This window comes from Pseudomonas sp. F(2018) (assembly GCF_005508865.1).
Classification (GTDB): domain Bacteria; phylum Pseudomonadota; class Gammaproteobacteria; order Pseudomonadales; family Pseudomonadaceae; genus Aquipseudomonas.
Map to the genome: position 1 here is coordinate 178,263 of NZ_SCOM01000003.1, position 21,296 is coordinate 199,558.

At 67.0% G+C, this 21,296-nt stretch carries 25 protein-coding genes and 1 pseudogene; 9 read left to right on the forward strand and 17 right to left on the reverse strand.

The annotated features are described in order from the left end of the window. Positions 1-2 precede the first annotated feature (2 nt). A complete protein-coding gene (locus FFS62_RS14745; RefSeq protein ID WP_137973590.1) occupies positions 3-869 on the reverse strand; it encodes a type 1 glutamine amidotransferase domain-containing protein in 867 nt (288 codons plus the stop codon). A 107-nt stretch (positions 870-976) separates the two neighbouring features. Next, complete coding sequence (locus tag FFS62_RS14750; RefSeq protein ID WP_256662246.1) at positions 977-1,834, reverse strand: HDOD domain-containing protein; 858 nt, start codon at positions 1,832-1,834, stop codon at positions 977-979. Between the two features lie 90 nt (positions 1,835-1,924). Here FFS62_RS14750 and FFS62_RS14755 point away from each other — a divergent pair, with 90 nt between their 5' ends. The 5 genes from FFS62_RS14755 to FFS62_RS14775 all read left to right on the forward strand — a co-directional run bounded on the left by FFS62_RS14755 (position 1,925) and on the right by FFS62_RS14775 (position 5,386). Next, positions 1,925-2,371, forward strand: coding sequence for a hypothetical protein (locus tag FFS62_RS14755; protein ID WP_137973591.1), 447 nt, complete (start codon positions 1,925-1,927; stop codon positions 2,369-2,371). An 88-nt stretch (positions 2,372-2,459) separates the two neighbouring features. Further along, on the forward strand, positions 2,460-2,957 hold the full coding sequence (locus tag FFS62_RS14760; protein ID WP_137973592.1) for a DinB family protein: 498 nt from the start codon (positions 2,460-2,462) through the stop codon (positions 2,955-2,957). A 37-nt stretch (positions 2,958-2,994) separates the two neighbouring features. Then, entirely contained in the window at positions 2,995-3,453 is a 459-nt protein-coding gene (locus FFS62_RS14765) for a GNAT family N-acetyltransferase (RefSeq protein WP_137973593.1), read from the forward strand. 46 nt (positions 3,454-3,499) lie between these two features. Continuing rightward, complete coding sequence (locus FFS62_RS14770) at positions 3,500-4,447, forward strand: DMT family transporter (protein ID WP_137973594.1); 948 nt, start codon at positions 3,500-3,502, stop codon at positions 4,445-4,447. Positions 4,448-4,531: 84 nt separating this feature from the next. Further along, positions 4,532-5,386 (forward strand): hypothetical protein, encoded by an 855-nt coding sequence (locus FFS62_RS14775; RefSeq protein ID WP_137973595.1) that lies wholly within the window; start codon positions 4,532-4,534, stop codon positions 5,384-5,386. Here the strand turns inward: FFS62_RS14775 and FFS62_RS14780 are convergent. Then, a complete protein-coding gene (locus FFS62_RS14780; RefSeq protein ID WP_137973596.1) occupies positions 5,364-6,143 on the reverse strand; it encodes an ABC transporter substrate-binding protein in 780 nt (259 codons plus the stop codon). The two genes, FFS62_RS14775 and FFS62_RS14780, sit on opposite strands and share 23 nt — an antisense overlap. 88 nt (positions 6,144-6,231) lie before the next feature. Between FFS62_RS14780 and FFS62_RS14785 the strand changes: the two genes are divergently transcribed. Then, positions 6,232-6,702, forward strand: coding sequence for a GreA/GreB family elongation factor (locus tag FFS62_RS14785; RefSeq protein WP_137973597.1), 471 nt, complete (start codon positions 6,232-6,234; stop codon positions 6,700-6,702). 6 nt (positions 6,703-6,708) lie between these two features. Here FFS62_RS14785 and FFS62_RS14790 read toward each other — a convergent pair whose 3' ends face one another. From FFS62_RS14790 to FFS62_RS23705, 7 genes and pseudogenes are all read right to left on the reverse strand, one after another. Further along, complete coding sequence (locus tag FFS62_RS14790; protein WP_137973598.1) at positions 6,709-7,467, reverse strand: ABC transporter substrate-binding protein; 759 nt, start codon at positions 7,465-7,467, stop codon at positions 6,709-6,711. A gap of 15 nt (positions 7,468-7,482) precedes the next feature. After that, positions 7,483-8,535, reverse strand: a complete 1,053-nt coding sequence (locus FFS62_RS14795) for a cyclic nucleotide-binding domain-containing protein (RefSeq protein ID WP_137973599.1) — start codon at positions 8,533-8,535, stop codon at positions 7,483-7,485. A gap of 186 nt (positions 8,536-8,721) precedes the next feature. Further along, positions 8,722-8,859: a hypothetical protein gene (locus FFS62_RS23190; protein WP_171016349.1), complete on the reverse strand. Its 138-nt coding sequence runs from the start codon at positions 8,857-8,859 to the stop codon at positions 8,722-8,724. Positions 8,860-8,886: 27 nt separating this feature from the next. Further along, positions 8,887-9,150, reverse strand: a complete 264-nt coding sequence (locus FFS62_RS14800; RefSeq protein ID WP_137973600.1) for a hypothetical protein — start codon at positions 9,148-9,150, stop codon at positions 8,887-8,889. 16 nt (positions 9,151-9,166) lie between these two features. Continuing rightward, positions 9,167-9,664, reverse strand: a complete 498-nt coding sequence (locus FFS62_RS14805; RefSeq protein WP_137973601.1) for a M48 family metallopeptidase — start codon at positions 9,662-9,664, stop codon at positions 9,167-9,169. A 54-nt stretch (positions 9,665-9,718) separates the two neighbouring features. Continuing rightward, positions 9,719-10,564, reverse strand: coding sequence for a methyl-accepting chemotaxis protein (locus FFS62_RS23700; RefSeq protein ID WP_371920145.1), 846 nt, complete (start codon positions 10,562-10,564; stop codon positions 9,719-9,721). 15 nt (positions 10,565-10,579) lie between these two features. Further along, a pseudogene (locus tag FFS62_RS23705) lies at positions 10,580-11,716 on the reverse strand (cache domain-containing protein); the annotation flags it as partial. 304 nt (positions 11,717-12,020) lie between these two features. On the opposite strand from FFS62_RS23705, the gene FFS62_RS14815 reads away from it, so the two are divergent. The 3 genes from FFS62_RS14815 to FFS62_RS14825 are packed head-to-tail and all read left to right on the forward strand — an operon-like array spanning position 12,021 to position 14,541. After that, the gene (locus tag FFS62_RS14815; RefSeq protein WP_137973603.1) at positions 12,021-12,614 is read left to right on the forward strand and encodes a PAAR domain-containing protein; all 594 of its coding nucleotides are present in this window, start codon (positions 12,021-12,023) and stop codon (positions 12,612-12,614) included. Next, positions 12,614-13,945: a hypothetical protein gene (locus FFS62_RS23275; protein WP_218569294.1), complete on the forward strand. Its 1,332-nt coding sequence runs from the start codon at positions 12,614-12,616 to the stop codon at positions 13,943-13,945. The genes FFS62_RS14815 and FFS62_RS23275 overlap by 1 nt, the downstream gene beginning before the upstream one ends. Then, a complete protein-coding gene (locus tag FFS62_RS14825) occupies positions 13,942-14,541 on the forward strand; it encodes a hypothetical protein (RefSeq protein WP_137973604.1) in 600 nt (199 codons plus the stop codon). Before FFS62_RS23275 ends, FFS62_RS14825 begins: the two co-directional genes overlap by 4 nt. Here FFS62_RS14825 and FFS62_RS14830 read toward each other — a convergent pair. The 7 genes from FFS62_RS14830 to tkt form a co-directional block, all read right to left on the reverse strand. Next, positions 14,538-15,011 (reverse strand): hypothetical protein, encoded by a 474-nt coding sequence (locus FFS62_RS14830; RefSeq protein ID WP_137973605.1) that lies wholly within the window; start codon positions 15,009-15,011, stop codon positions 14,538-14,540. The genes FFS62_RS14825 and FFS62_RS14830 overlap by 4 nt on opposite strands. 60 nt (positions 15,012-15,071) lie before the next feature. Further along, the gene (gene fba / locus FFS62_RS14835; protein WP_137973606.1) at positions 15,072-16,136 is read right to left on the reverse strand and encodes a class II fructose-bisphosphate aldolase; all 1,065 of its coding nucleotides are present in this window, start codon (positions 16,134-16,136) and stop codon (positions 15,072-15,074) included. A gap of 191 nt (positions 16,137-16,327) precedes the next feature. After that, on the reverse strand, positions 16,328-16,639 hold the full coding sequence (locus tag FFS62_RS14840; protein ID WP_137973607.1) for an MliC family protein: 312 nt from the start codon (positions 16,637-16,639) through the stop codon (positions 16,328-16,330). A 13-nt stretch (positions 16,640-16,652) separates the two neighbouring features. Next, the gene (locus FFS62_RS14845; protein ID WP_137973608.1) at positions 16,653-16,844 is read right to left on the reverse strand and encodes a hypothetical protein; all 192 of its coding nucleotides are present in this window, start codon (positions 16,842-16,844) and stop codon (positions 16,653-16,655) included. Positions 16,845-16,916: 72 nt separating this feature from the next. Beyond that, a complete protein-coding gene (locus tag FFS62_RS14850) occupies positions 16,917-18,077 on the reverse strand; it encodes a phosphoglycerate kinase (protein WP_137973609.1) in 1,161 nt (386 codons plus the stop codon). 24 nt (positions 18,078-18,101) lie between these two features. Continuing rightward, on the reverse strand, positions 18,102-19,148 hold the full coding sequence (gene epd / locus FFS62_RS14855) for an erythrose-4-phosphate dehydrogenase (protein ID WP_137973610.1): 1,047 nt from the start codon (positions 19,146-19,148) through the stop codon (positions 18,102-18,104). A 44-nt stretch (positions 19,149-19,192) separates the two neighbouring features. After that, positions 19,193-21,193, reverse strand: coding sequence for a transketolase (tkt, locus tag FFS62_RS14860; RefSeq protein WP_137973611.1), 2,001 nt, complete (start codon positions 21,191-21,193; stop codon positions 19,193-19,195). Positions 21,194-21,296: the final 103 nt, after the last annotated feature.

Below are 21,296 nucleotides of genomic sequence, written 5' to 3' on the forward strand. Positions count from 1 at the left end.
GCCTAGACCGCCGGCAACAGCTCGATAAAGCGCCGCATCAGCTCATGCATATCGCCCGGCCAACGCCCGGACACATAGTTGCCGTCACGCACCACCCAGGCCGGGCGGCTGTCGTTCAGCGTGTCGCGGTGTAGGCCGCTGGTCTTGCGCCAGAAATCGGGGGCATCCTTGGCCACGTCGAGGAAGTCATCCGGGCTGGCCAGCACCCGCCCCACCTCGCCCTGTACGCTCATGTACCCGGCCGGCTCGCCCGCCGCCTCGGAGTAGGTGCGGTAGTAGTCGCCCTCCCACCAGCGACCGTAGAAGCGGGTCAGGTCCCAGGCGGTCTTCTCCATCTTCCAGGTCAGCCCGGTGGTCTTGCGCCCGTGCAGCACCGAGCGACCATCCGCGCCCTTGCTGCGCGCCGCCAGCAGCACGCCGTGGCAGACCGCGGCCACCGGTTTGTCGGCGGCGAAGAAAGCCGCGACGAAGGCCTGCAGCGCCTCGCTCTCCAGGTACTCGCGCATGCCCCGAGCCCAGTGCCCGCCGGGCAGCATCAGGCCGGCGAAGTCCTCGACGCGCAGGCGCTCATGACGCAGTGGCTGCAGGTAGTCGGGATCACGCAGCATCTCCGCGCAGGCCGCGCGCGCCGCGCCATTGGCCCGCAGCAGCAGGCCGAGCAGCTTGAGCCGGCGCAGGCCGGGGACCAGGCCCCAGGCGTCCAGCCCTTCGCCGCTGATCATCTGCGGATCGGGCTCCGCCGGTTGGCCATCCGGCGTGGCGAAGCACACCCGGTAACCGGCCTGGCGCAGCTGGCGCCAGGCCAGGGCCGTCTCGCTGGGGTCGTAGTCGCGGCGCGGCAGGGGAATCAGGACGCAAGGCGCTGGCATGGTAGGTCTCGTGGGTTGGCGATGGGCTGAGACCTTAGCAGGTCATGCATCGCGGCTGCATGCGGCGGACGCCAGGCCCACGGGCCGCGGCTGCCAATGCCACCGGCTCAGCGCAGGGTCTCGGCTATGGCGTGAATGTCCGCCCGGTGATTGAGCACCAGCTCCAGCTCGCCGTTGTCGCCGATGAAGTTCAGCGGCGGCTGCAGCTTGTGGTAGGCGGTCAGCTCCACCAGCAGTGGCAGCTCGGCGTCGGCGTTGCGCTCCTTGATGGCATGGAACAGCGCCAGGTTGACCAGATCGATCAGCTCCAGCTCGCGGCCGGTCGCAGCGTCCCAGTTGCCGGCCGCGCGAATCACCTCGATGTACTCGTCGTCCACCGCCCACTTCTTCAGCACGATCACGCCGAGGGACTTGCTGTATTCGCGGCACAGCTTGTAGTACAGCTCGCCGGAGGGAATCTCCGCCTCGTCCTTGAACGCCGAGAGCACCGCCAGGGTGCCGACCTCGCTGAGCAGGCTGGCCAGCAAGGCGTGCTCCGGCGCCACATGGCCGATCAACCGCGCCAGCATGGCGCAGGTACTGGCCTTGAGCGTCAGCCGCCCCCACACCTCCATGAACAGGCGCTTGTGCGCCGGGCTGTGCAGGGTGAACAGGCTCTTGATGCTGTGAACCATGGTGATGCGGTCCACCTCGCCCATGCCGAGCAGGGCGATCACATCCTGCAGGGTGCGCGGCGCCATCGGGTGGCGGTACAGGGCACCCGATGCATGCTTCATCAGCAACGCGGCCAGCGCCGGGTCGCGACTGACCAGGCGCGCCAGCGCACCGGTGCTGATCTGCCCATCGCTCAACGCCCGGCGGATATCCAGGGTGAGCGCCGGCAGGCTGGGCAGTTGCTCCTGGCCCTGCATCAACTGCGACACCACCCGCCGGTAGATCGAATATTCCGAAGCCTCGACGCCCAACGCACACCTCCTCGCCCCCTGATGCAGTGTAGGTGCTGCCGGCGGCGCGGACGCCTATCATGGAAACCAATCCCACCCCCCGTGCCCACCATGAACTGGCTGGAAGAATCCAAGGCGCTGTTCGCCACGCCCAGACCCGAACACTTCACCCACTACCAGCACTGCGACGAGTGCTTCGAGCACGACCAGACGCTGCTCAACTCGACCATCGACGACATCGGCTTGGAGGAGCTCGGCAATCCCGGCTGGGACCCCATGTGCTTCGTCGAGCCAGAGGGCCTCATCTACTACTTCCCCGCATTGGTGCGCCTGTGCCTGGAAAGTAGCGAGGAGTGGTCCTATATCGGCCAGTTCCTCTTCCATATCAGCTACGACGGCCCGCAGAACTGTCACGTGCTGGTCTTCAGCGAGGCGCAGCGGGACTTCGTGGTGCGTTTCCTCGATTACCTGCTGGAGACCCGCGCCGAACTGATCAGCTCGTACGGCGAGGACGACCAGCTGTTCGCCGCCATCCGCATCTGGAGTGGCCAGGCCTGACTGCCGCCCCGATTTTCTCGCTATCTGTACCGCGCGGTGCGGAGCGCGGCGTGCCAGCATGAGGCCTAGCCTTAGTCGGAGCACCGCCATGCTCACCACCACCCTCGCCGCCCTCGCCGCCTTTCCCGATCAGCTGGAGGCCCATTTCGCCGCCTTTGCGCCCGAACATCGGCACTGGGCGCCGGCTTCCTGGGAAGGGGTACCGAGCGAGCGCTTCACCGCCATCGAACAGCTCTGCCATGTGCGCGATATCGAGATAGAGGGCTATCAGCTGCGCCTGCGCCGCACGCTGGAGGAAGACAACCCGCTGCTGATCTCGCTGGACGGCGAGGCCATGGCCCGCGAGCGCCGTTATGCCGAGGCGGATGCCGACTCGGTGCTGGCCGACTTTCGCCGTGCCCGCCGCGAGACCCTGGCGCTGATCGAATCGATCAGCGCCGAGCAGTTCCTGCGACCGGCGCGCTTCGAGGGTTATGGCGAGCTGACCCTGCGCAGCCTGGTGCACTATCTGTGCAGCCACGACCAGCAGCACCTGGCCGGCCTGCAGTGGTTGCTCGGCAAGATCGAGGCCGGCGCCCGGCCATGACAGAATCGCCTCTCGCCGACACGGAAGCACCGCACCCATGACCCTTAACTGGCACACCAAGCATCACTCCGAGCTGAGCATCCACGAGCTGTACGCCCTGCTCGAACTGCGCTCCCGCGTCTTCGTGGTCGAGCAGAACTGCCCCTACCAGGACGTCGATGGCCAGGACCTGCTCGCCGACACCCACCACCTGCTGGCATGGCAGGACCAGCGGCTGGTGGCCTACCTGCGCCTGCTCGATCCGTCGACCCAGGATGGCGACGTGGTGATTGGCCGTGTGGTGATCGCCCCGGGGGCGCGCGGCAGCGGTCTCGGTCACCAGTTGATAGAGCGCGCCGTCGCAGCCTGTCTCGAGCGCTGGCCGGGGCTGCCGATCTATCTCTCGGCCCAGGCCCACCTCCAGGGCTATTACGGTCGCTACGGCTTCGTCGCGGTGACCGAGCCCTACCTGGAAGACGACATCCCGCATATCGGCATGCGTCGCCTGCCAGGCTAGTTCAACCCTGCCGCCTCTGACCGGTGGCGCTTTCGAGGTTCGCGCGATGTGGATGGGTACGCTGTTCGCCCTGATCGCCGGGATGATGTGGGGCCTGGTGTTCGTCGGCCCGCTGTTGCTGCCGGAATACTCGGCCGCCCTGCTCTCGGCCGGGCGCTACCTGGCCTTCGGCCTGATCGCCCTGCCGCTGGCCTGGTTCGACCGCCATCGCCTGCGCCAGCTGGCGCACGGCGACTGGCTGGAGGCGCTCAAGCTGTCGGCGGTGGGCAACCTGCTCTACTACCTGTGCCTGGCCAGCGCCATCCAGCGCGCCGGCGGGCCGCTGCCAACCATGATCATCGGCACCCTGCCGGTGGTCATCGCCATCGCCGCCAACCTGCGTAATGCCAAGCGCGACGGGCGCCTGCCCTGGGCCAAGCTGCTGCCCTCGCTGGCGCTGATCGCGGCCGGCATCGCCTGCGTCAACCAGGCCGAATTGCATGCCCTGCAGACCGCCGGCAAGACGGACTGGGTCCGCTACGCCAGCGGCGCACTATTGGCGGTGATCGCCGTGGCCTGCTGGACCTGGTATCCGCTGCGCAACGCCGACTGGCTGCGCGATCACCCCGGGCGCAGCCCGCGCACCTGGGCCACCGCCCAGGGCCTGGTGACCCTGCCCATGGCCTTGCTCGGCTACGCCCTGCTGTGGCTGGGCATGACGCTTGGCGGCAGCCGGTTCGCCATGCCGCTGGGCCCACGCCCGGAGTTCTTCATCGTCCTGATGGTCACCATCGCCCTGCTCTCGTCCTGGGTCGGCACCCTGTGCTGGAACGAAGCCAGCCAGCGCCTGCCCACCTCGCTGGCCGGTCAGCTGATCGTGTTCGAGACCCTGGCGGCGCTGAGCTACGCCTTTATCCTGCGCGGCGAGTGGCCGGCGCCACTGACCTTGGCCGGCATCATCCTGCTAATCGTCGGCGTGCTCTGGGCGGTACGGGTCAAGCCGCAGCACGACTGAGCCCCGTCAAATCTCCACATTGCCTCCGCACGCGCTCCACGCGGCGACTGCAGACTGCTCCCGGTTGAACGAGGGAGATGAGTCATGCTGATTTTTTTGCTGGGGTTCCTGTTGCTGGCGCTGTTCTGCCTGACGGTGCTGGTCCGTGCGCTGTTGCTGTTTCCCCTGCGCGGCCTGCGCCAGGGCTGGGAGCCGGCCCTGCATCGCTACGGCCTGAGCCTGCTGCTGTGCGGCGCTTTCGTGGTCTGGGAGCTGGGCACGCTGTATGGCTTCAGCTGGCAGCACCTGGGCCGGGCGGATCGCCGGCAGATGGTCGACGCCGCCGTGGCCTTCGCCTACCCCGAAACCTACCGCGACCTGGTCGAGCTGCGCCGCGACTACGCGCACTTCCGCCCCGAGGTGAGCTACTGGGACAACTGGGACTACGAGGGCAGTACCGATGTGCTGGACAAGCTGCTCGGCGATACCCACTACCAGATCCGCCTGCCCGACCTGGTGGTGGTCGCCAATGTGCACGGCCAACCGCTACGCCAGTTCGCGCTGAGCATGGAGCAGCAGCCGGTGGCGCCGGACCGCCCGGTGCTGGGCCTGATCGGCGAGATCCAGGACCTGCGCGAGGCCGCGCCGGTGGAAGAGGAGCTGCGCCTGCGCTGGAGCACTCCACAGCTCGGCGAGGCAGAAATTCATGGCAAGTGCTTCAGCGCCTACAACACGCAGCCCCGCCACCAGAGCCTAGAGCTGACCAGCAGCGGCGCCGCGCCACTCGAGCTGGGCCAGCCGCTGGGCTACTACCAGGTTCTGGTGCAGCTGAGCCAGCGGGACGGCCAGCCCTACAACTACGCGATCCGCCAACGCATCACCCGCGCCGAGTTTCTGCGCCAGCGCCAGGCCTGCCGCGACCAGGCCGCCGAGGCGGTCAGCGCGGCGGCGCCAGACTGAGCAGCTCGGCGGGAATCTCCTGGCCCGGCAGCCAGCGCCGGTAGATCAGGGCGAAGCTGCCGTCGCGCTTGGTCGAATCCAGCGCCTGCTGCCACTCACGCACCACCGCGTCCGCCGTGGCCGGCGAGAAGGCGATATAGGCCTCGCTGCGCAGGAAGCCATAGAGCGGCTCGACGTTCTCCGGGCGCAGGCCACCTAGGGCCAGCAAGCTCTCCAGGGTCACGTTGTCGGCCACCACCACCGGCACCCGGCCATGGCGCAGCATGCTCATCATCTGCTGCGGGCCGATCACCCCGTACAGGTTGGGCAGGCCGCGGGCCTGCAGCTCCTGATAGCTGTACCACTGGCGCGGCACGGCGATGGTGCCGACCCGGCCCGCCTCGTCCAGCGAGTCGATGCGGATACCCGAGCCCTTCAGCGCATAGAAGCCGGTGATCACCACGCAGACCGGGCCGACCCACTTGAACAGCCGCTCGCGCTCGGCCGTGCGCATGGTCACGAACAGCCCGGTATTGGCCTCATGCTGCGCCGCCTGATAGCCGCGCGCCCAGGGCACCACGCTGATCTTGCCGTGGTGGCCGGTGCGCTCGAACAGCTCGCGCACCAGATCCACCGCGAGGCCCACCGGGCGCCCGTCGCGGGCGAAGTTCAGCGGCGGGTACTCCTCGGTATACAGCTGCAGCTGCTCGGCGTGCGGGCCGACGGCGAGGTACAGGGCGAGCAGGCATCCCAGCCAACGCCAGCGGGTAATACGCATCGCGATTCACCTTGCGTTGTTGTGTTGCAGTGTAGGAGATCGGGCGAGGCTGCTACCCTGCACACCCCACCGCCCGCGATTGCGCACCATGGACAAGCTTCTCCTGCAGCAACAGGTCTGCCAGCGCCTCGAGGCCGACCTGGCCATGCTGCTCGCCGCCGCCGACCTCGCCCGCCAGGCCGCTACTCACGAGGAGAGCAAGGCGGAGAACAAGTACGACACCCGCGGTCTGGAGGCCTCGTACCTGGCCGCCGGGCAGTCGCGCCGTGCCGAGGACATCCGCCGCGCGCTGGCCGCCTGGCGCGCCCTGCAGATGCGCGCCTACGACGATGCCAGCGGCATCCAGCTCGGCGCGCTGATCTGCCTGGCCGATGCCGCCGAACGCCAGCAGTGGCTGCTGCTGGGCCCGGATGGCGCCGGGCTCAAGCTGGAGCACCTGGGCCTGGAGATCATGCTGATCACCGCCCAGGCGCCACTCGGCCAGCAGCTGCTCGGCCGCGGCCCCGACGACGAGGTGCAGGCCGGAGCGGCGGCCTGGCGAATCGTTACCGTGGAGTGAATGCCATCAGGGCACGCTGACCCCGAGCGGCTCCGCCAGCCGCGCCAGCTGGCCGGACTCGACCAAGCGCGCGAAGGCGTGATCGAAGCGCCGGCGCAATTCCGCATGGGCGCTGTCCTTGGGAAAGGCGAAGTAGCCGCGCTGCACATCGATCAGCGGCCCCACCTCGCCGACCCGCTCCTGCAGCCTCAGTTCGAGCAGATGGGGCTGGGTGTTGCGCTGGTTGCTGGCCAGCAGGTCGATGCGCCCGGCCTCGAGCATGCGCAGGCCGTTGTGCACCGACTCCACCGTGATCGGCCGCAGGCTGGTGCGCACCGCCTCGAACTGGCTGCCGTAGATCCAGCCGCGCACCACGGCGACCCGCTTGCCGCGCAGGCTGGCATAGTCACCGTCCCAGGTGCCCGCCTGACTGCGCCGGGCATAGAAGACGATGCGGTCCTGATAGAAGGGTTCGGCGGCGAAGGCGAAGCGCGCCTCGCGCTCGGCCGTGCGGTAGGGCCCGACCAGGATGTCCGCCTGGCCCAGTTCGACCATGCGCTGGGCACGAACCCAGGGATACAGCTCGAAGCGCAATTCGCCCCCCAGTTCGGCAGCCAGCCGGCGCAGCACCGCCGGTGCCAGGCCGGTGAAGTCACCGGCGGCATTGCGCTCGTAGACCTGGGGAAAGCTGGTGCCCACCACCAGCCACTCGCGCGCCTGTGCCGGCGAGCCGAACAGGCTGGCGCAGAGGCCGAGCAGACACGCGCACAACGCTGTCCGGCGCATGGATGACTAAGGCACTCAGGCCGCCTCGGTGGAGGAGTCGCCCAGCAGGTAGGCGTCGAAGCCCAGCTGGTTGAGCAGGTGCACGGCCAGCTCGCTGCGGATGCCGCCCTCGGGCGTGACCACATAGCAGGTGGCACGGTCCAGGCTGTCGGCATGGGTGCGCAGGTTGGCCACCGGCAGGTTGAAGCTCTCCGGCAGGTGCGCCAGGCGGTACTCGGCAGCCAGGCGCACATCGAGCAGCAGATACTTGCGGCTGCCCTGGTGAGTGATGCGCTGCAGATCCTGGCTGTTGATACGCGGGATCAGGCTCGGCCGCACCAGTTCGACGAACAGGTCGCGGTGCAGGCGCGCCAGCTCGCCGTCCTCCAGCATGATCACGCTGGCCGAACGCACGGCGCCACTGACCAGGGCTTCCTCGCCGAAGAAGTCGCCACTCTCCAGCACCTGGGTCGGCTGTTCGCGGTAGGCCTGCGGCAGGCTGATGCGCGCCCGCCCGTGCTTGATCACATAGAAGTGCTCGCCAGGCTCGCCATAGGTGACCACGCTGTCACCGGCCCGCGCCTGCAGGTACTCGAAGCGTGCCAGCAGGGCGTGCAGATGCGAGGGTGGCAGGCGACCGAACAGCGGCGTGCTGAGCAGGCGCGCCAGCCAGTCGTCCTCGTCGTGCTCCTCGACCATGCCGTCGCCGCCGAGGCTGTTGACCTGATAGGCGGCATCCTGGCTCCAGCCGAGCAGGCGCTCCAGCAGCTGATGCTCGACGGCGAACAGACGCACGTCGGTGATCGCCTTGATGCTGTTCGGATTGACCTGACCCGGATTGAGCGGCAGATGCGCCTGTGGCGAACCGCCCTCGATGGTCTGCCGACCGGGGCCGGCGTCCACCGCTACCTTGCCTTCCAGCAAATAGTACTGGGCCAGGGCGCGCTCGCCCTTCTGCAGCAACTGGGTACCGGCCGGGCGCTGCAGGTACTTGAGGCTGGCGTGCAGCTGCTGGCGGTAGGCCGGGGTGAGGAAGTCCATGGGACTGAAGCTGCTCAGCTGTTCGGGCGTGAGCGGAACGCTGCTCATGAGGGTTCTCCTGCAAGGAATGCCATCACTATGGCACCGGCCAGGTTGGCTCTCCAGTCCATTGGTCACGCACGGGAAAAGCGCTTTTCAATCAGCCGGTTGTGCACAGAGGCCGGGGATGACTCTGTGGATAAGCCGGTAGCGAATGATGCCGGCCCGCGCCCTACGCGGCTTGCCCGAGAGCGGTTACTTTTTGCCCAAACGCCAGTGGAAGTACAGGCTGGAAAGCCAGGACAGCAGACTGCTGACAATCATGAACAAGGCCAGATACGCCAGAGCGCCACCCTCTGGAGCCGCTTTCTTAACACCAAAGGAAACCAGCATGAGCAGGCCCCATAAATGCAAAGGCAGTCAGGAGTAGAACAGGCGGCGCGATCGAGTCGCCACCAGCAGGTAGCTTATCGACGGGGCCAGGACCACCGATGCCACCACCATGCCTAGAAACGATGCGTCGAGGCCTCCTCTAGCCGCGACAAAGAAGCCAATAATCGTGAAGCCGACGCCATAAATGAGACTGCACCACTTGTACATGCCGTAGCCGAATGGCCTGGGCGAGACTAGCGCTACATCGGCAAATCCGCTTGTCGGCGCAGCATAAGGATTGATCTCGTCCATGAGTATTTCCTTCCAGTCAGTCCGCCAGCTCGCGCCAGGTCAGGTACAGGCGCAGATCGAACTCCAGCTGGTGATAGTCCGGCAGCATGTACTGGCACAGCTTGTAGAAGGCCTTGTTGTGCTCGGCCTCCTTAAGGTGCGCCAGCTCGTGCACCACGATCATGTTGAGGAACTCCGGCGCCGCCTCGCGGAACAGCGCGGCCACGCGGATTTCCTTCTTCGCCTTGAGCTTGCCGCCCTGCACCCGCGAGATGGCCGTGTGCAGGCCGAGGGCGCGGTGGGTCAGGTCGAGGCGGTTGTCGTACAGCACCTTGTCGATGCTCGGCGCGTTGCGCAGGTATTCCTGCTTCAGCTCCAGGGTGTAGCCGTACAGCGCCTTGTCGCTCTGCACCTGATGACGATTGGGATAGCGCTTGGCCAGATAATCGCCCAGGCGATCCTCGGCGACCATCTGCATCACCTGCTGCTGCAGGTGCGGCGGATAGCCCTGGAGATATTTGAAGGGAGTGTTCATGACGCCAGTGTAACCGCCGGCAGGCACCCTCAGGCACCCGCCGGCGGCGAACGGTCAGCGCACCTTGAAGCGGTTGACCAGCTCGACCAGGCGGCGGTTGGAGGCCAGCAGCGCGTCGGTGCTGCGGTCCGCCTGCTGCCCGCCGGCGACCAGATCGTCGACCATGTGGCGGATGGCGACCATGTTCTGGTTGATCTCCTCGGTCACCGCGCTCTGCTCCTCGGCGGCAGTGGCGATCTGCGCGCTGAGGTCGTGGATGCGGCTGACGGACGAGGCCATGTCGTCGAGGCCGACGTTGACCCGGGAGGTGCGGTCCGCCGTGGCCTGGCAGCTGGCCTTGGTCTGCTCCATGGCCTGTACCGCGGAGCTCACGCCCTGCTGCAGCTTGGCCAGCATCTCGTTGATCTCCGAAGTGCTCTGCTGGGTGCGGCCGGCCAGGGCACGCACCTCGTCGGCCACCACGGCGAAGCCACGGCCCTGCTCGCCGGCGCGCGCCGCCTCGATGGCCGCGTTGAGCGCCAGCAGGTTGGTCTGCCCGGCGATTTCGCCGATCACTCCGAGCACGTCGTTGATGCGCTGAGCATCCTGCTGCATGGCCAGCACCCGCGCGGTGGCGCTCTCCACCTCGCCGACCAGGGCCAGCACGCTGGCCGAGGCCTCGGCCACCACCTGCTTGGACTGCTCGGCGTTGTCGTTGGCGTTGCGCGTGAAGGCGGCCGTCTCGGTAGCGCTCTGCGCCACTGTGTCGGCGGTGGAGCTCATCTCGGTGATGGCGGTCACCGCCTGGTCGGTCTCATTGGCGTGACGGGTCAGCACCTCGTTGGTATGCCGCGACTGCTGCTGCAGCTGGGCCAGCTCCTCGGCGATCAGCGCCGAGGCCTGGGTGACGTCGGCGATCATGTTCTGCAGGTAGGCGATGAAGCGGTTGACCGAGTCGCCCACCGCGTCCATCTCGTCCTCGCCCTTCAGGGCGATGCGCCGGGTCAGATCGGCGTCGCCGGCCGACAGCGAATCGATGTTGCCGCGCAGCACGTGCAGGCGCTGCATCAGCTGGCGGATGGCGAACAGCATGGTGGCCAGCAGCAGGATCACCAGCGGCACCTGGATGTAGGCCAGGGTGCTCAGCACCTCGGAGCTGTTCTCGGTCAGCAGATGGGTCGGCAGCGCCGCCGCCAGCAGCCAGGGCGTGCCCTCGATCGGCTGCAGGTAGAAGGTCCAGGCCTCGCCGTCGGCGCTGTCGAACTCGTGCTTGTACAGCGCCTCGCGCCCCATCTTGCCCAGGCCTTCCTGGATCTCGCCGACGAACACCGACTGGCGGGCCAGCTCGGAGACGTTCTTCAGCACGATCTCGCCGCCGATACGCGCCTGGTTGCTGAGGATCTTGCCGTCCGGCTCGACGATCATCACCTCGCCCTGGATCTCCTTCTCCTTCTCCGCCACCAGGTTGTTGAAGAAGCCCAGGGTGACGTCGATGGTCGATACGCCGAACAGGGAGCCGTCCTTCTGGATGGCCATGGCGCAGTTGGTGCGCGGCTGGGCGCTGGCGTCGTCCTTGTAGGCGGCGGCCCAGGCGCACTTGCCGGCCGGTGCCTGCTGGCCGGCACGGTGCCAGGGCTGCTCGTAATAGGCCGGCGCGGCGTCGGAGTTCCAGTAGGTGTTCACCGTCATCTTGCCGCTGGCATCGCGGTGGAAGAAGGTGCTGTGCTTGTTCTGTTCGGAGCGCTTCTGCGGCAGCGGCCAGATGCCACCGCCGAAGACCTTGGGATCGCCATACTGGTCGACCAGGCCGGGCACCACGACATCGATGGTGTCGCTCTCGAGCAGCGGAATGGTCTGGGTGATGCTGCGCGACTGCGCCTCGACCTTGGCCAGCTCGAAGAGGATGGTGTCGGCGATGGTGCCGACCCGCCCCAGTACAAGCTGCTCCTCGGAGGCCTTGAGCTTGGGCGTGACGAAGTGGCGGATACCCTCCTCGGTGAGCAGAAATACCACCGCGATGAAGGCAATGAAAATGAGGGTGTAACGGGCCTGGATTGTTTTTATTGAGCCCATGGTTGCTCCTGCTCGCTGACTGCCGGTGCTCCCGCGCGGCACTTCGTCGCGGGAAAGGCCCGGGATGAGCCTGTTATCAGCATATCCCGGTTATCGGTAGCGCAGCGCAAGGCTTGATTGCCAACCCCCGGAAGCACCTGCGCAGCCGACGAACGTGATGTACGCCCGTACCAGTGCGCAACATGTTGCGCAGCCACCAACAAAGCAGTGAGCGAGCGCATAAAACCGGGCGCCGATGCTGGCACCCGGCGGCGCCCTGGGGCACTGTTTGCACTTTTCGCGCACGCCGATAAGGAGATTGGCCATGGGCAAACCCGCCGCCCGCGTATCCGACACCGATGCCTGCCCGATTCCGGGCCACGGCCCCAACCCGGTCAGCGCCGGCTCCCCCAACGTCCTGATCAATAACCTGCCCAGCGCCCGAGTCGGCGATCCGACCGCCTGCGGCGACGCCATCGCGGTCGGCATTCCCACCATCCTGGTCAATGGCAAACCGATCGCCCATCTCGGCAGTTCCACCGCCCACGGCGGCGTGATCATCACCGGTTCGGGCAATGTGCTGCTCGGCAACTCCGGTGGTGGCGCGGCGATGAGCCCGGTGGGCCCGCTGCAGATCCTCGGCCAGGCCGTCACCAAAGCACTGGCGCCGGCAGCGGCGATGCAGAAACCCTACTCGGTGCAGTTCCGCGCCACCGACGAGACCAGCGGGGAGCCGGTGAGCGACCTGCCCTATCGCCTGCAGATGGCCGACGGCACCACCCTGCGCGGCAGCACCGACGAGGACGGCTACACGATGCGGGTGAACACGGCACAGGCCGAGAACGTGCAGCTGTTCTGGGAGCCGCACGTCGAAGACGACGACTGCGACGACCATTCCGACGTCTGCGGGTGCGACTGATGACCCAGCCCGCCAGCGCCTCCGCCCAGAGCACTCAGAACGCCACCGCCGTGCAGACGGTCCCGGTCACCACCAAGCGCAAGGTGACCTACCTGTTCAAGTTCACCTCCAGCAAGAGCCTCTCCCTGCCCTACGCCATGGCGGTGAACGGCACCGTCACCGATCCGGCCAGCGGCAAGCCCAAGCGCCTGACCAACAACACCGCCAAGACCTTCACGGTCGACGCCAATGCCGCCGTCAGCCTGTACCTGAACAGCGACGCCCAGGCCTCCTTCCGCAAGGAGCCGGTGTACGCCATCACGCCCACCGTGCGTGACGTGCACATCACCATCACCGAGAAGACCGGCAAGCACACCACGCAGGCCACCCCGGTATTCAAGGAAACCAAGAAGGGCAGCGACGGCAAGGAGGTGGACTACTACACCGCCGACCTGACCGGCGACATCTGGATGAAGGTCTCGCACAAGTACACCGAGGCCGAGGCCAGAACGCGAATTCCCGCCGGCACCGACAGCGCCATCCAGGAGGCGGTGCTGAACATCTACCGCGGCCTGAGTGCCGCCCAGGTCACCGCCAATCTGGCCGCCACGCCGACCAAGGCGGCGCAGTCGATCACCATGACCTTCGACTCATCCAGCAATGCCAGCAGCAACATCAGCACCTTCTCGCTGCTCAGCGACGGTCTGCCGCGCACCCATCCCAAGGGCCTGGTCGCGCTGTTCCAGGCGGCGCAGCAGGCGGGAGTCAGCAAGCTGACCCTGAGTTCGGCCTGGCGCCCGATGCTTGGCTCCATCGCCCACCGCAGCGGCCTGGGGCTGGACATCAACTACCTGGAGGCTGGCGGCAAGAAGATTCGCGTCAACCGCGAGGAGCTGCGCAAGAGTGCGCCGGATCTCGACTGGGTCAGCGCCCAGGAGAAGACCCTGTTCACCACCTACGAGCAGGCGCAGAAGGCTGCCACTACCGCTGCCACCGAACAGAAGGCGGCCACGGCGGCGCTGAAAAAGGCGCAGAAGCAGCCGGACCAGGTGGTCGACGCGCAGAAGGCCAAGGACGCGGCAGACAAGAAGAAGGCCGACGCCGACAAGGCCAGGGCCGATGCCGAGAAGGCCTGGAACGACGAGCGCGACCGCAACGAGCCGGCCGGCATGCGCTCCTTCCGCGAGGCCCTGCAAGGCAACAGCCTGGTTGCCCAGCTGTTCGACCCCTGGTACATGGACAGCGACACCCGCGACAGGGTCGCCGCCACTGCCAACAAGCAGGCCAATGACAACGAAAAACTGCACGCCCACCACCTGCACCTGACTGTCAGCGAGCCCGAACTGCTATGAAACGCCTCTTGCCTGCCCTGCTCCTGCTGCCGCTGTACGCCGCCGCGACCGAGAAGCTTCCTTCCGGCGAGCCGGTGCCCGCCATGGCGCTGGTGCAGCGCGATGGCGCCTGGCAGTTGCTACCGACACAGCTGCAGTCCTACGTCGATGAACTCGGCGCGCTGGCGGAGATTCGCAGCTCGGTGGCGGATGCCCAGCTCAACCTGGCCGATACGCGGCTGCGCGCCGGTGCCATTCCCAGCGTCCTGCCGCTCGGCACAGAGACCACCTGCTACAACGACCCGTACGAGCCCAAAGTATTCCAGCAGACCCTGCTGCAGGCGGGCGACTACCGCCTGGACTGCCATGGCGACCAGGAAGGTCGCTACAACCTGCTGCTGAGCAGCGCCGGGCGCAGCCAGGTGTTGCCCGGAAACGACCCCGCCAACGGATCCTGGCAGCTGCTCTGGGCTGGCGACCTGGATCGCGACGGCACGCCGGACCTGATCGGTCAGTTCAGCGTCGAGGGCGGCTACTGCATGCAGGTGATGCTCAGCGCCGACGCCGGCCCTGAGCAACTGCTGGCGCCCGGCGAGCTGGACTGCCTGAGCGACTAGGGCGCCAACGGCACATTCGCCACTTCGCCACAGGCGCGTACGGCGCTCTCCAGCAGCAGCGAGCAGGGCCGATCGGCCAGGTAGCTGCGATACACCCGCAACAGCTGCTCGGCGTCGTAGCGGCAGCTCGAGCTCCTGCACTCGGCGGCGAACTCGAAGCGGCTGTCGGCAGGCTCCGCCAGGCGAATGGCAAGCGCCGGCCAATCGCTGGAGGGCGCATCATCCGGGGTGAACAACAGGCGCCCCTGGCGCTGCACCAGGGCACCACCGGCGGCGGCGTAGTCGAAGACGAATAGCAGGGTACGCGACACCTTGGTAGTGCACTCGGCGCGCTCGATGCAGCGCTGCGGGTCGACCAGCACCGACACCGACGCAGCAGGCTCGACAGGGCTTTCGACCCGCCCCTGCTGGGCGCAGCCGGCAAGCACCAGCAGCGCGCCATACCAGGCGCCACGAACGATGGACCGCATCTCTTCCTCCCCAGATAAACGAAAGCCCCGCAGAGCGGGGCTTTCGGCGCAGCGTGTCGCTTAATTGACCTTGGCGGTCAGCTCGCCGCTGGCGTAACGCTGGAACATGCCTTCCAGGGAGATCGGTTTGATCTTGGAGGCGTTGCCGGCAGTGCCGAAGGCTTCGTAGCGGGCGATGCAGATGTCACGCATGGCGACGATGGTCTTGGCGAAGAACTTGCGCGGGTCGAACTCGCTCGGGTGCTCGGCCATCATGCGGCGGATGGCACCGGTGGAGGCCAGGCGCAGGTCGGTGTCGATGTTGACCTTGCGCACGCCGTGCTTGATGCCTTCGACGATCTCTTCGACCGGCACACCGTAGGTTTCCTTGATGTCGCCGCCGAACTCGTTGATCACCTTCAGCCACTCTTGCGGCACCGAGGAGGAGCCGTGCATCACCAGGTGGGTGTTGGGGATGCGCTTGTGGATTTCCTTGATGCGCTCGATGGACAGCACGTCGCCGGTTGGCGGCTTGGTGAACTTGTAGGCCCCGTGGCTGGTGCCGATGGCGATGGCCAGGGCATCGACCTGGGTGCGCTTGACGAAGTCAGCGGCTTCTTCCGGGTCGGTCAGCAGTTGGCTGTGGTCCAGCACGCCTTCGGCGCCGACGCCGTCTTCTTCACCGGCCATGCCGGTTTCCAGGCTACCCAGGCATCCCAGCTCGCCTTCCACGGACACGCCGCAGGCGTGGGCGAAGGCGACGGTCTGCTGGGTGACGCGGACGTTGTAGTCGTAGTCGGCCGGGGTCTTGCCGTCTTCCTTCAGCGAGCCGTCCATCATTACCGAGCTGAAGCCCAGCTGGATCGAGCGCTGGCACACGTCCGGACTGGTGCCGTGGTCCTGGTGCATGCACACCGGGATGTGCGGGAATTCTTCGATGGCGGCCAGGATCAGGTGGCGCAGGAAGGGTGCACCGGCGTATTTGCGGGCACCGGCGGAGGCCTGGACGATCACCGGGGAGTCGGTCTTGTCGGCCGCTTCCATGATCGCGCGCATCTGCTCGAGGTTGTTGACGTTGAAGGCCGGCACGCCGTAGCCGAATTCGGCGGCGTGGTCGAGCATCTGGCGCATGCTGATAAGTGCCATCTGTGAAGCTCCCAAATGAGGGTCGTTAAGTGTGCAAGCCTGCCGCAGGGGCGGGCGTTGTTCAAGTTTCAGGGGATCGGGGGTCAGCCCTCTCCGCCCCACGCGCCAGGGGCACACGGGATTCGAATCCGGCGTCGCTCGGGCGCCGCCGCACTGCTCGCCCGGACAGGTCCGAGCCACTGCTAACGCAATTACTGTGCCTTGCAGCCGCGACCGATCAGGTCGTTGTCCGCCACCCGGTACACCAGGCCTTCCTCACCCTTGCTGTGGAAGGCCAGAACGCCGTCGCTATAGAGCGCGCCGGAACCCGAGGGTTCGCGCTGCAGGCGATGAACGATGTCACCGCCACCCAGACGCAGGTCGACCGCCTCTTCTCCGACCGGCCGCCACAGCACTTCGGCCTGGCTGTCGCAGACCCAGCGGGTCCAGCTATCACCGGGCGTCGGCTGGCCGGCACAGCCGGCCAGCCACACGACGGACAGCGCCATGATCACCGCCTTCATCGCTCACTCCATGTCAGGGGCAGTCCTGCTGGGCGCTGCCGTCCACGGTGGGGTCACCGCTGCTCTGCACCTCGACCCGCTGATCGTCCTGGGTGGACGGCAGAATGATTTCCGGCGGGCTGAGCACCTCACAGGTGCTCGGGGCCTTGCCGCTGCAGCCGGCGAGGCCGGCCACACAGAGTAACAGGATGCTGAAGCTGCGCATGACCGTGTTCCTTTCTCCGGGGTTCCTGTGCAAGGGACCGCGGAGCAAGGCGTTTGGTTTAGGCGCCCGCGCTTACTTGGCGCGCTGCTCCAGCACTTCCACGGCCGGCAGGACCTTGCCCTCGACGAACTCGAGGAAGGCGCCACCACCGGTGGAGATATAGCTGATCTGCTCGTTCACGCCGTACTTGTCGATGGCCGCCAGGGTGTCGCCGCCGCCGGCGATGGAGAACGCCGGGCTCTCGGCGATGGCCTGGGCCAGCACCTTGGTGCCGTTGCCGAACTGGTCGAACTCGAACACGCCGACCGGGCCGTTCCACAGGATGGTCTTCGACGACTTCAGCAGCTCGGCGAACTGCGCGGCAGTCTGCGGGCCAATGTCGAGGATCATGTCGTCGTCGGCCACGTCGGCGATGGCTTTCACGATCGCTTCGGCGTCTTCGGCGAAGGCCTTGGCCACCACCACGTCGACCGGCAGCGGCACGCTGACCTTGGCCGCGATGGCTTTGGCGGTGTCGACCAGATCGGCCTCGTACAGCGACTTGCCGACCTTGTAGCCCGCCGCGGCGAGGAAGGTGTTGGCGATGCCGCCGCCGACGATCAGCTGGTCGCAGATCTGGCTCAGGCTGTTCAGCACGTCGAGCTTGGTGGAGACCTTGGAACCGGCGACGATGGCGGCCATCGGGCGGGCCGGGTTGCCCAGGGCCTTGCCCAGGGCATCCAGCTCGGCGGCCAGCAGCGGGCCGGCGGCGGCGACCTTGGCGAACTTGGCCACGCCGTGGGTCGAGCCCTCGGCGCGGTGGGCGGTGCCGAAGGCGTCCATCACGAACACGTCGCACAGGGCGGCGTATTGCTGGGCCAGCTCGTCGGCGTTCTTCTTCTCGCCCTTGTTGAAGCGCACGTTCTCGAACAGCACCACTTCACCGGCCTTGACCTCGACGCCGCCCAGGTAGTCCTTGACCAGCGGCACTTCGCGGCCCAGGGCCTTGCTCAGGTACGCGGCCACCGGTGCCAGGCTGTTCTCCTCAGAGAACTCACCCTCGGTCGGACGCCCCAGGTGCGAGCAGACCATCACCGCCGCGCCCTTCTCCAGGGCCAGCTTGATGGTCGGCAGGGAGGCGAGGATGCGCGCGTCGCTCTTCACCACGCCGTCCTTCACCGGCACGTTGAGGTCTTCGCGGATCAGCACGCGCTTACCGGCGAGGTCGAGGTCGGTCATCTTCAGAACGGTCATGGTCAGTCCTTCACAAGGGGCTGGTTAGTTGGAAGTCGTGGAGACGGCGAGGAAGTGTTCCGCGACGTCGAGCATGCGGTTGGCGAAGCCCCATTCGTTGTCGAACCAGGCCAGCAGGTTGACCAGGCGCGGGCCGGACACACGGGTCTGGCTGCCGTCGACGATGGCCGAATGGGCGTCGTGGTTGAAATCGCAGCTGGCGTGGGGCAGCTCGGTGTAGGCCAGCAGGCCCTTGAGCGGGCCGGCCTCGGCGGCCTGGCGCAGCACGCGATTGATCTCCTCGGCGGAGGTGTCGCGGGCGGTCTGCAGGGTGATGTCCAGGCACGAGACGTTGACCGTCGGCACGCGGATGGCCTTGGCCTGGATGCGCCCGGCCAGCTCCGGCAGCAGGCGCTCGATACCGCGGGCCAGGCCGGTGGATACCGGGATCACCGACTGGAAGGCCGAACGCGTGCGGCGCAGGTCTTCGTGGTGATAGGCGTCGATTACCGGCTGGTCGTTCATCGCGGAGTGAATGGTGGTGATGGAGACGTACTCCAGACCCACCGCCTCGTTGAGAAGTTTCAGCAGCGGCACGCCGCAGTTGGTGGTGCAGGAGGCGTTTGAGACCAAGGTCTCGCGGCCGCTCAGCTGCTGCTGGTTGACCCCGTAGACGATGGTGGCGTCGATGTCCGCCTCGCTGGCCATCGGCTGGGAGAACAGCACGCGTGGCGCGCCGGCCGCCAGGAAGCGCTCGGCATCGGCGCGGCTGTGGTAGACGCCGGAGCACTCCAGCACCAGGTCGATATCCAGGGCCGCCCAGTCGATGGCCTCCGGCGTGGCCTGGCGCAGCACCTTCACGCAGTCGCCATTGATATGCAGGCAGTCGCCATCGACCCGCACCTCGCCCGGGAAGCGGCCGTGGGTGGAGTCGAAGCGGGTCAGGTATTCGATGCTGGCCTGGTCGGCCAGGTCGTTCAGCGCGACTATCTCGAAACCGGCCGCGGCGCCGCGCTCATGCAAGGCGCGCAGCACGCAACGACCGATGCGGCCGTATCCGTTGAGGGCGACTTTATAGGGGCGTCTGGCCATGGCGGTTCTCGGCGCGGCCCCCTCAGGCGAGGGGGCCAGGCGCATCAGGCGTCGAGCAGCTCTTCGGCGGTTTCCAGGATGTTGGCGACGGTGAAGCCGAACTCCTCGAACAGCGCCGGCGCCGGGGCGGACTCGCCGAAGGTGGTCATGCCGATGATGCGGCCTTCCAGGCCGACGTACTTGTACCAGTAGTCCGCGTGGGAGGCCTCGATGGCAATGCGCGCGCCGACCTGCAGCGGCAGCACGGCCTGCTTGTAGCCGGCATCCTGCTGGTCGAACACGGAGGTCGACGGCATGGACACCACGCGGACCTTCTTGCCCTGCTCGGTCAGCTTGTCGAACGCCTGTACGGCCAGGCCGACTTCCGACCCGGTGGCGATCAGGATCAGTTCCGGCTCGCCGGCACAGTCTTTCAGCACATAGGCGCCACGGGCGATGTCGGCGACCTGCTGGGCTTCGCGCGCCTGGTGCGGCAGGTTCTGGCGGCTGAAGATCAGCGCGCTCGGGCCGTCGGCGCGCTCGATGGCGTACTTCCAGGCCACCGCGGACTCCACGGCGTCGGCCGGGCGCCAGGTGTCCAGGTTCGGCGTGCCACGCAGGCTGGCCAACTGCTCGATCGGCTGGTGGGTCGGGCCGTCTTCGCCCAGACCGATGGAGTCGTGGGTGAACACATAGAGCACGCGCTGTTTCATCAGCGCGGACATGCGCACGGCGTTGCGCGCGTATTCCATGAAGATCAGGAAGGTCGCGCCGTACGGGATGAAACCGCCGTGCAGGGCGATGCCGTTCATGATGGCGCTCATGCCGAACTCGCGCACGCCGTAGAACAGGTAGTTGCCGGCGGCATCGGTGGATTCCACGCCCTTGCAGCCCTTCCACAGGGTCAGGTTGGAGCCGGCCAGGTCGGCGGAGCCGCCGAGGAACTCCGGCAGCAGCGGGCCGAAGGCGTTCAACGCGTTCTGGCTGGCCTTGCGGCTGGCAATGGTCTCGCCCTTGGCGGCGACTTCCTGCACGTAGGCGGCGGACTTCTCGGCGAAATCGGCCGGCAGCTCGCCAGCCAGGCGGCGCTTGAGCTCGGCAGCCAGTTCCGGGTGGGCGGCGGCGTAGGCAGCGAATTTGTCGTTCCACGCAGCCTCGCGGGCGGCGCCGGCTTCCTTGGCGTCCCACTCGGCGTAGATTTCCGAGGGGATCTCGAACGGGCCGTGGTTCCAGTTCAGCGCGGCGCGGGTGGCGGCGATCTCGTCGTTACCCAGCGGGGCGCCGTGGCACTCTTCCTTGCCGCCCTTGTTCGGCGAACCGAAGCCGATCACGGTCTTGCAGCAGATCAGGGTCGGGCGGTCGCTGGTCTTGCGCGCGGTCTCGATGGCAATCTTGATCTCGTCGGCGTCATGGCCGTCGACATTGCGGATCACCTGCCAGCCGTAGGCCTCGAAGCGCGCAGGGGTGTCGTCGGTGAACCAGCCATGGACTTCGCCATCGATGGAGATGCCGTTGTCGTCGTAGAAGGCGACCAGCTTGCCCAGGCCCAGGGTACCGGCCAGCGAGCAGACTTCATGGCTGATGCCTTCCATCATGCAGCCATCGCCGAGGAAGGCGTAGGTGAAGTGGTCGACCACTTCATGACCCGGACGGTTGAACTGGGCGGCCAGCACCTTCTCGGCGATGGCGAAGCCGACGGCGTTGGCGATGCCCTGGCCCAGCGGGCCGGTGGTGGTCTCGACGCCCGGGGTATAGCCGTACTCCGGATGGCCCGGGGTGCGGCTGTGCAGCTGGCGGAACTGCTTGAGGTCGTCGATGCCCAGGTCGTAGCCGGTCAGGTGCAGCAGCGAGTAGATCAGCATCGAGCCGTGGCCGTTGGACAGCACGAAGCGGTCGCGGTCGGCCCAGTTCGGGTTGCTCGGGTTGTGCTGCAGGAAGTCGCGCCACAGCACTTCGGCGATGTCCGCCATGCCCATCGGGGCACCGGGGTGGCCGCTGTTGGCTTTCTGCACAGCATCCATGCTGAGGGCACGAATGGCATTGGCACGCTCACGACGGCTGGGCATCGCTGAATCTCCTGCGGGGGCTACTTCTAGAAGAAGGGGGCGGTAAAAAGGCGCGTATTTTCGCCCAGCCGGGTGCTCAGGGGCAATGACAGATGGTCGAACG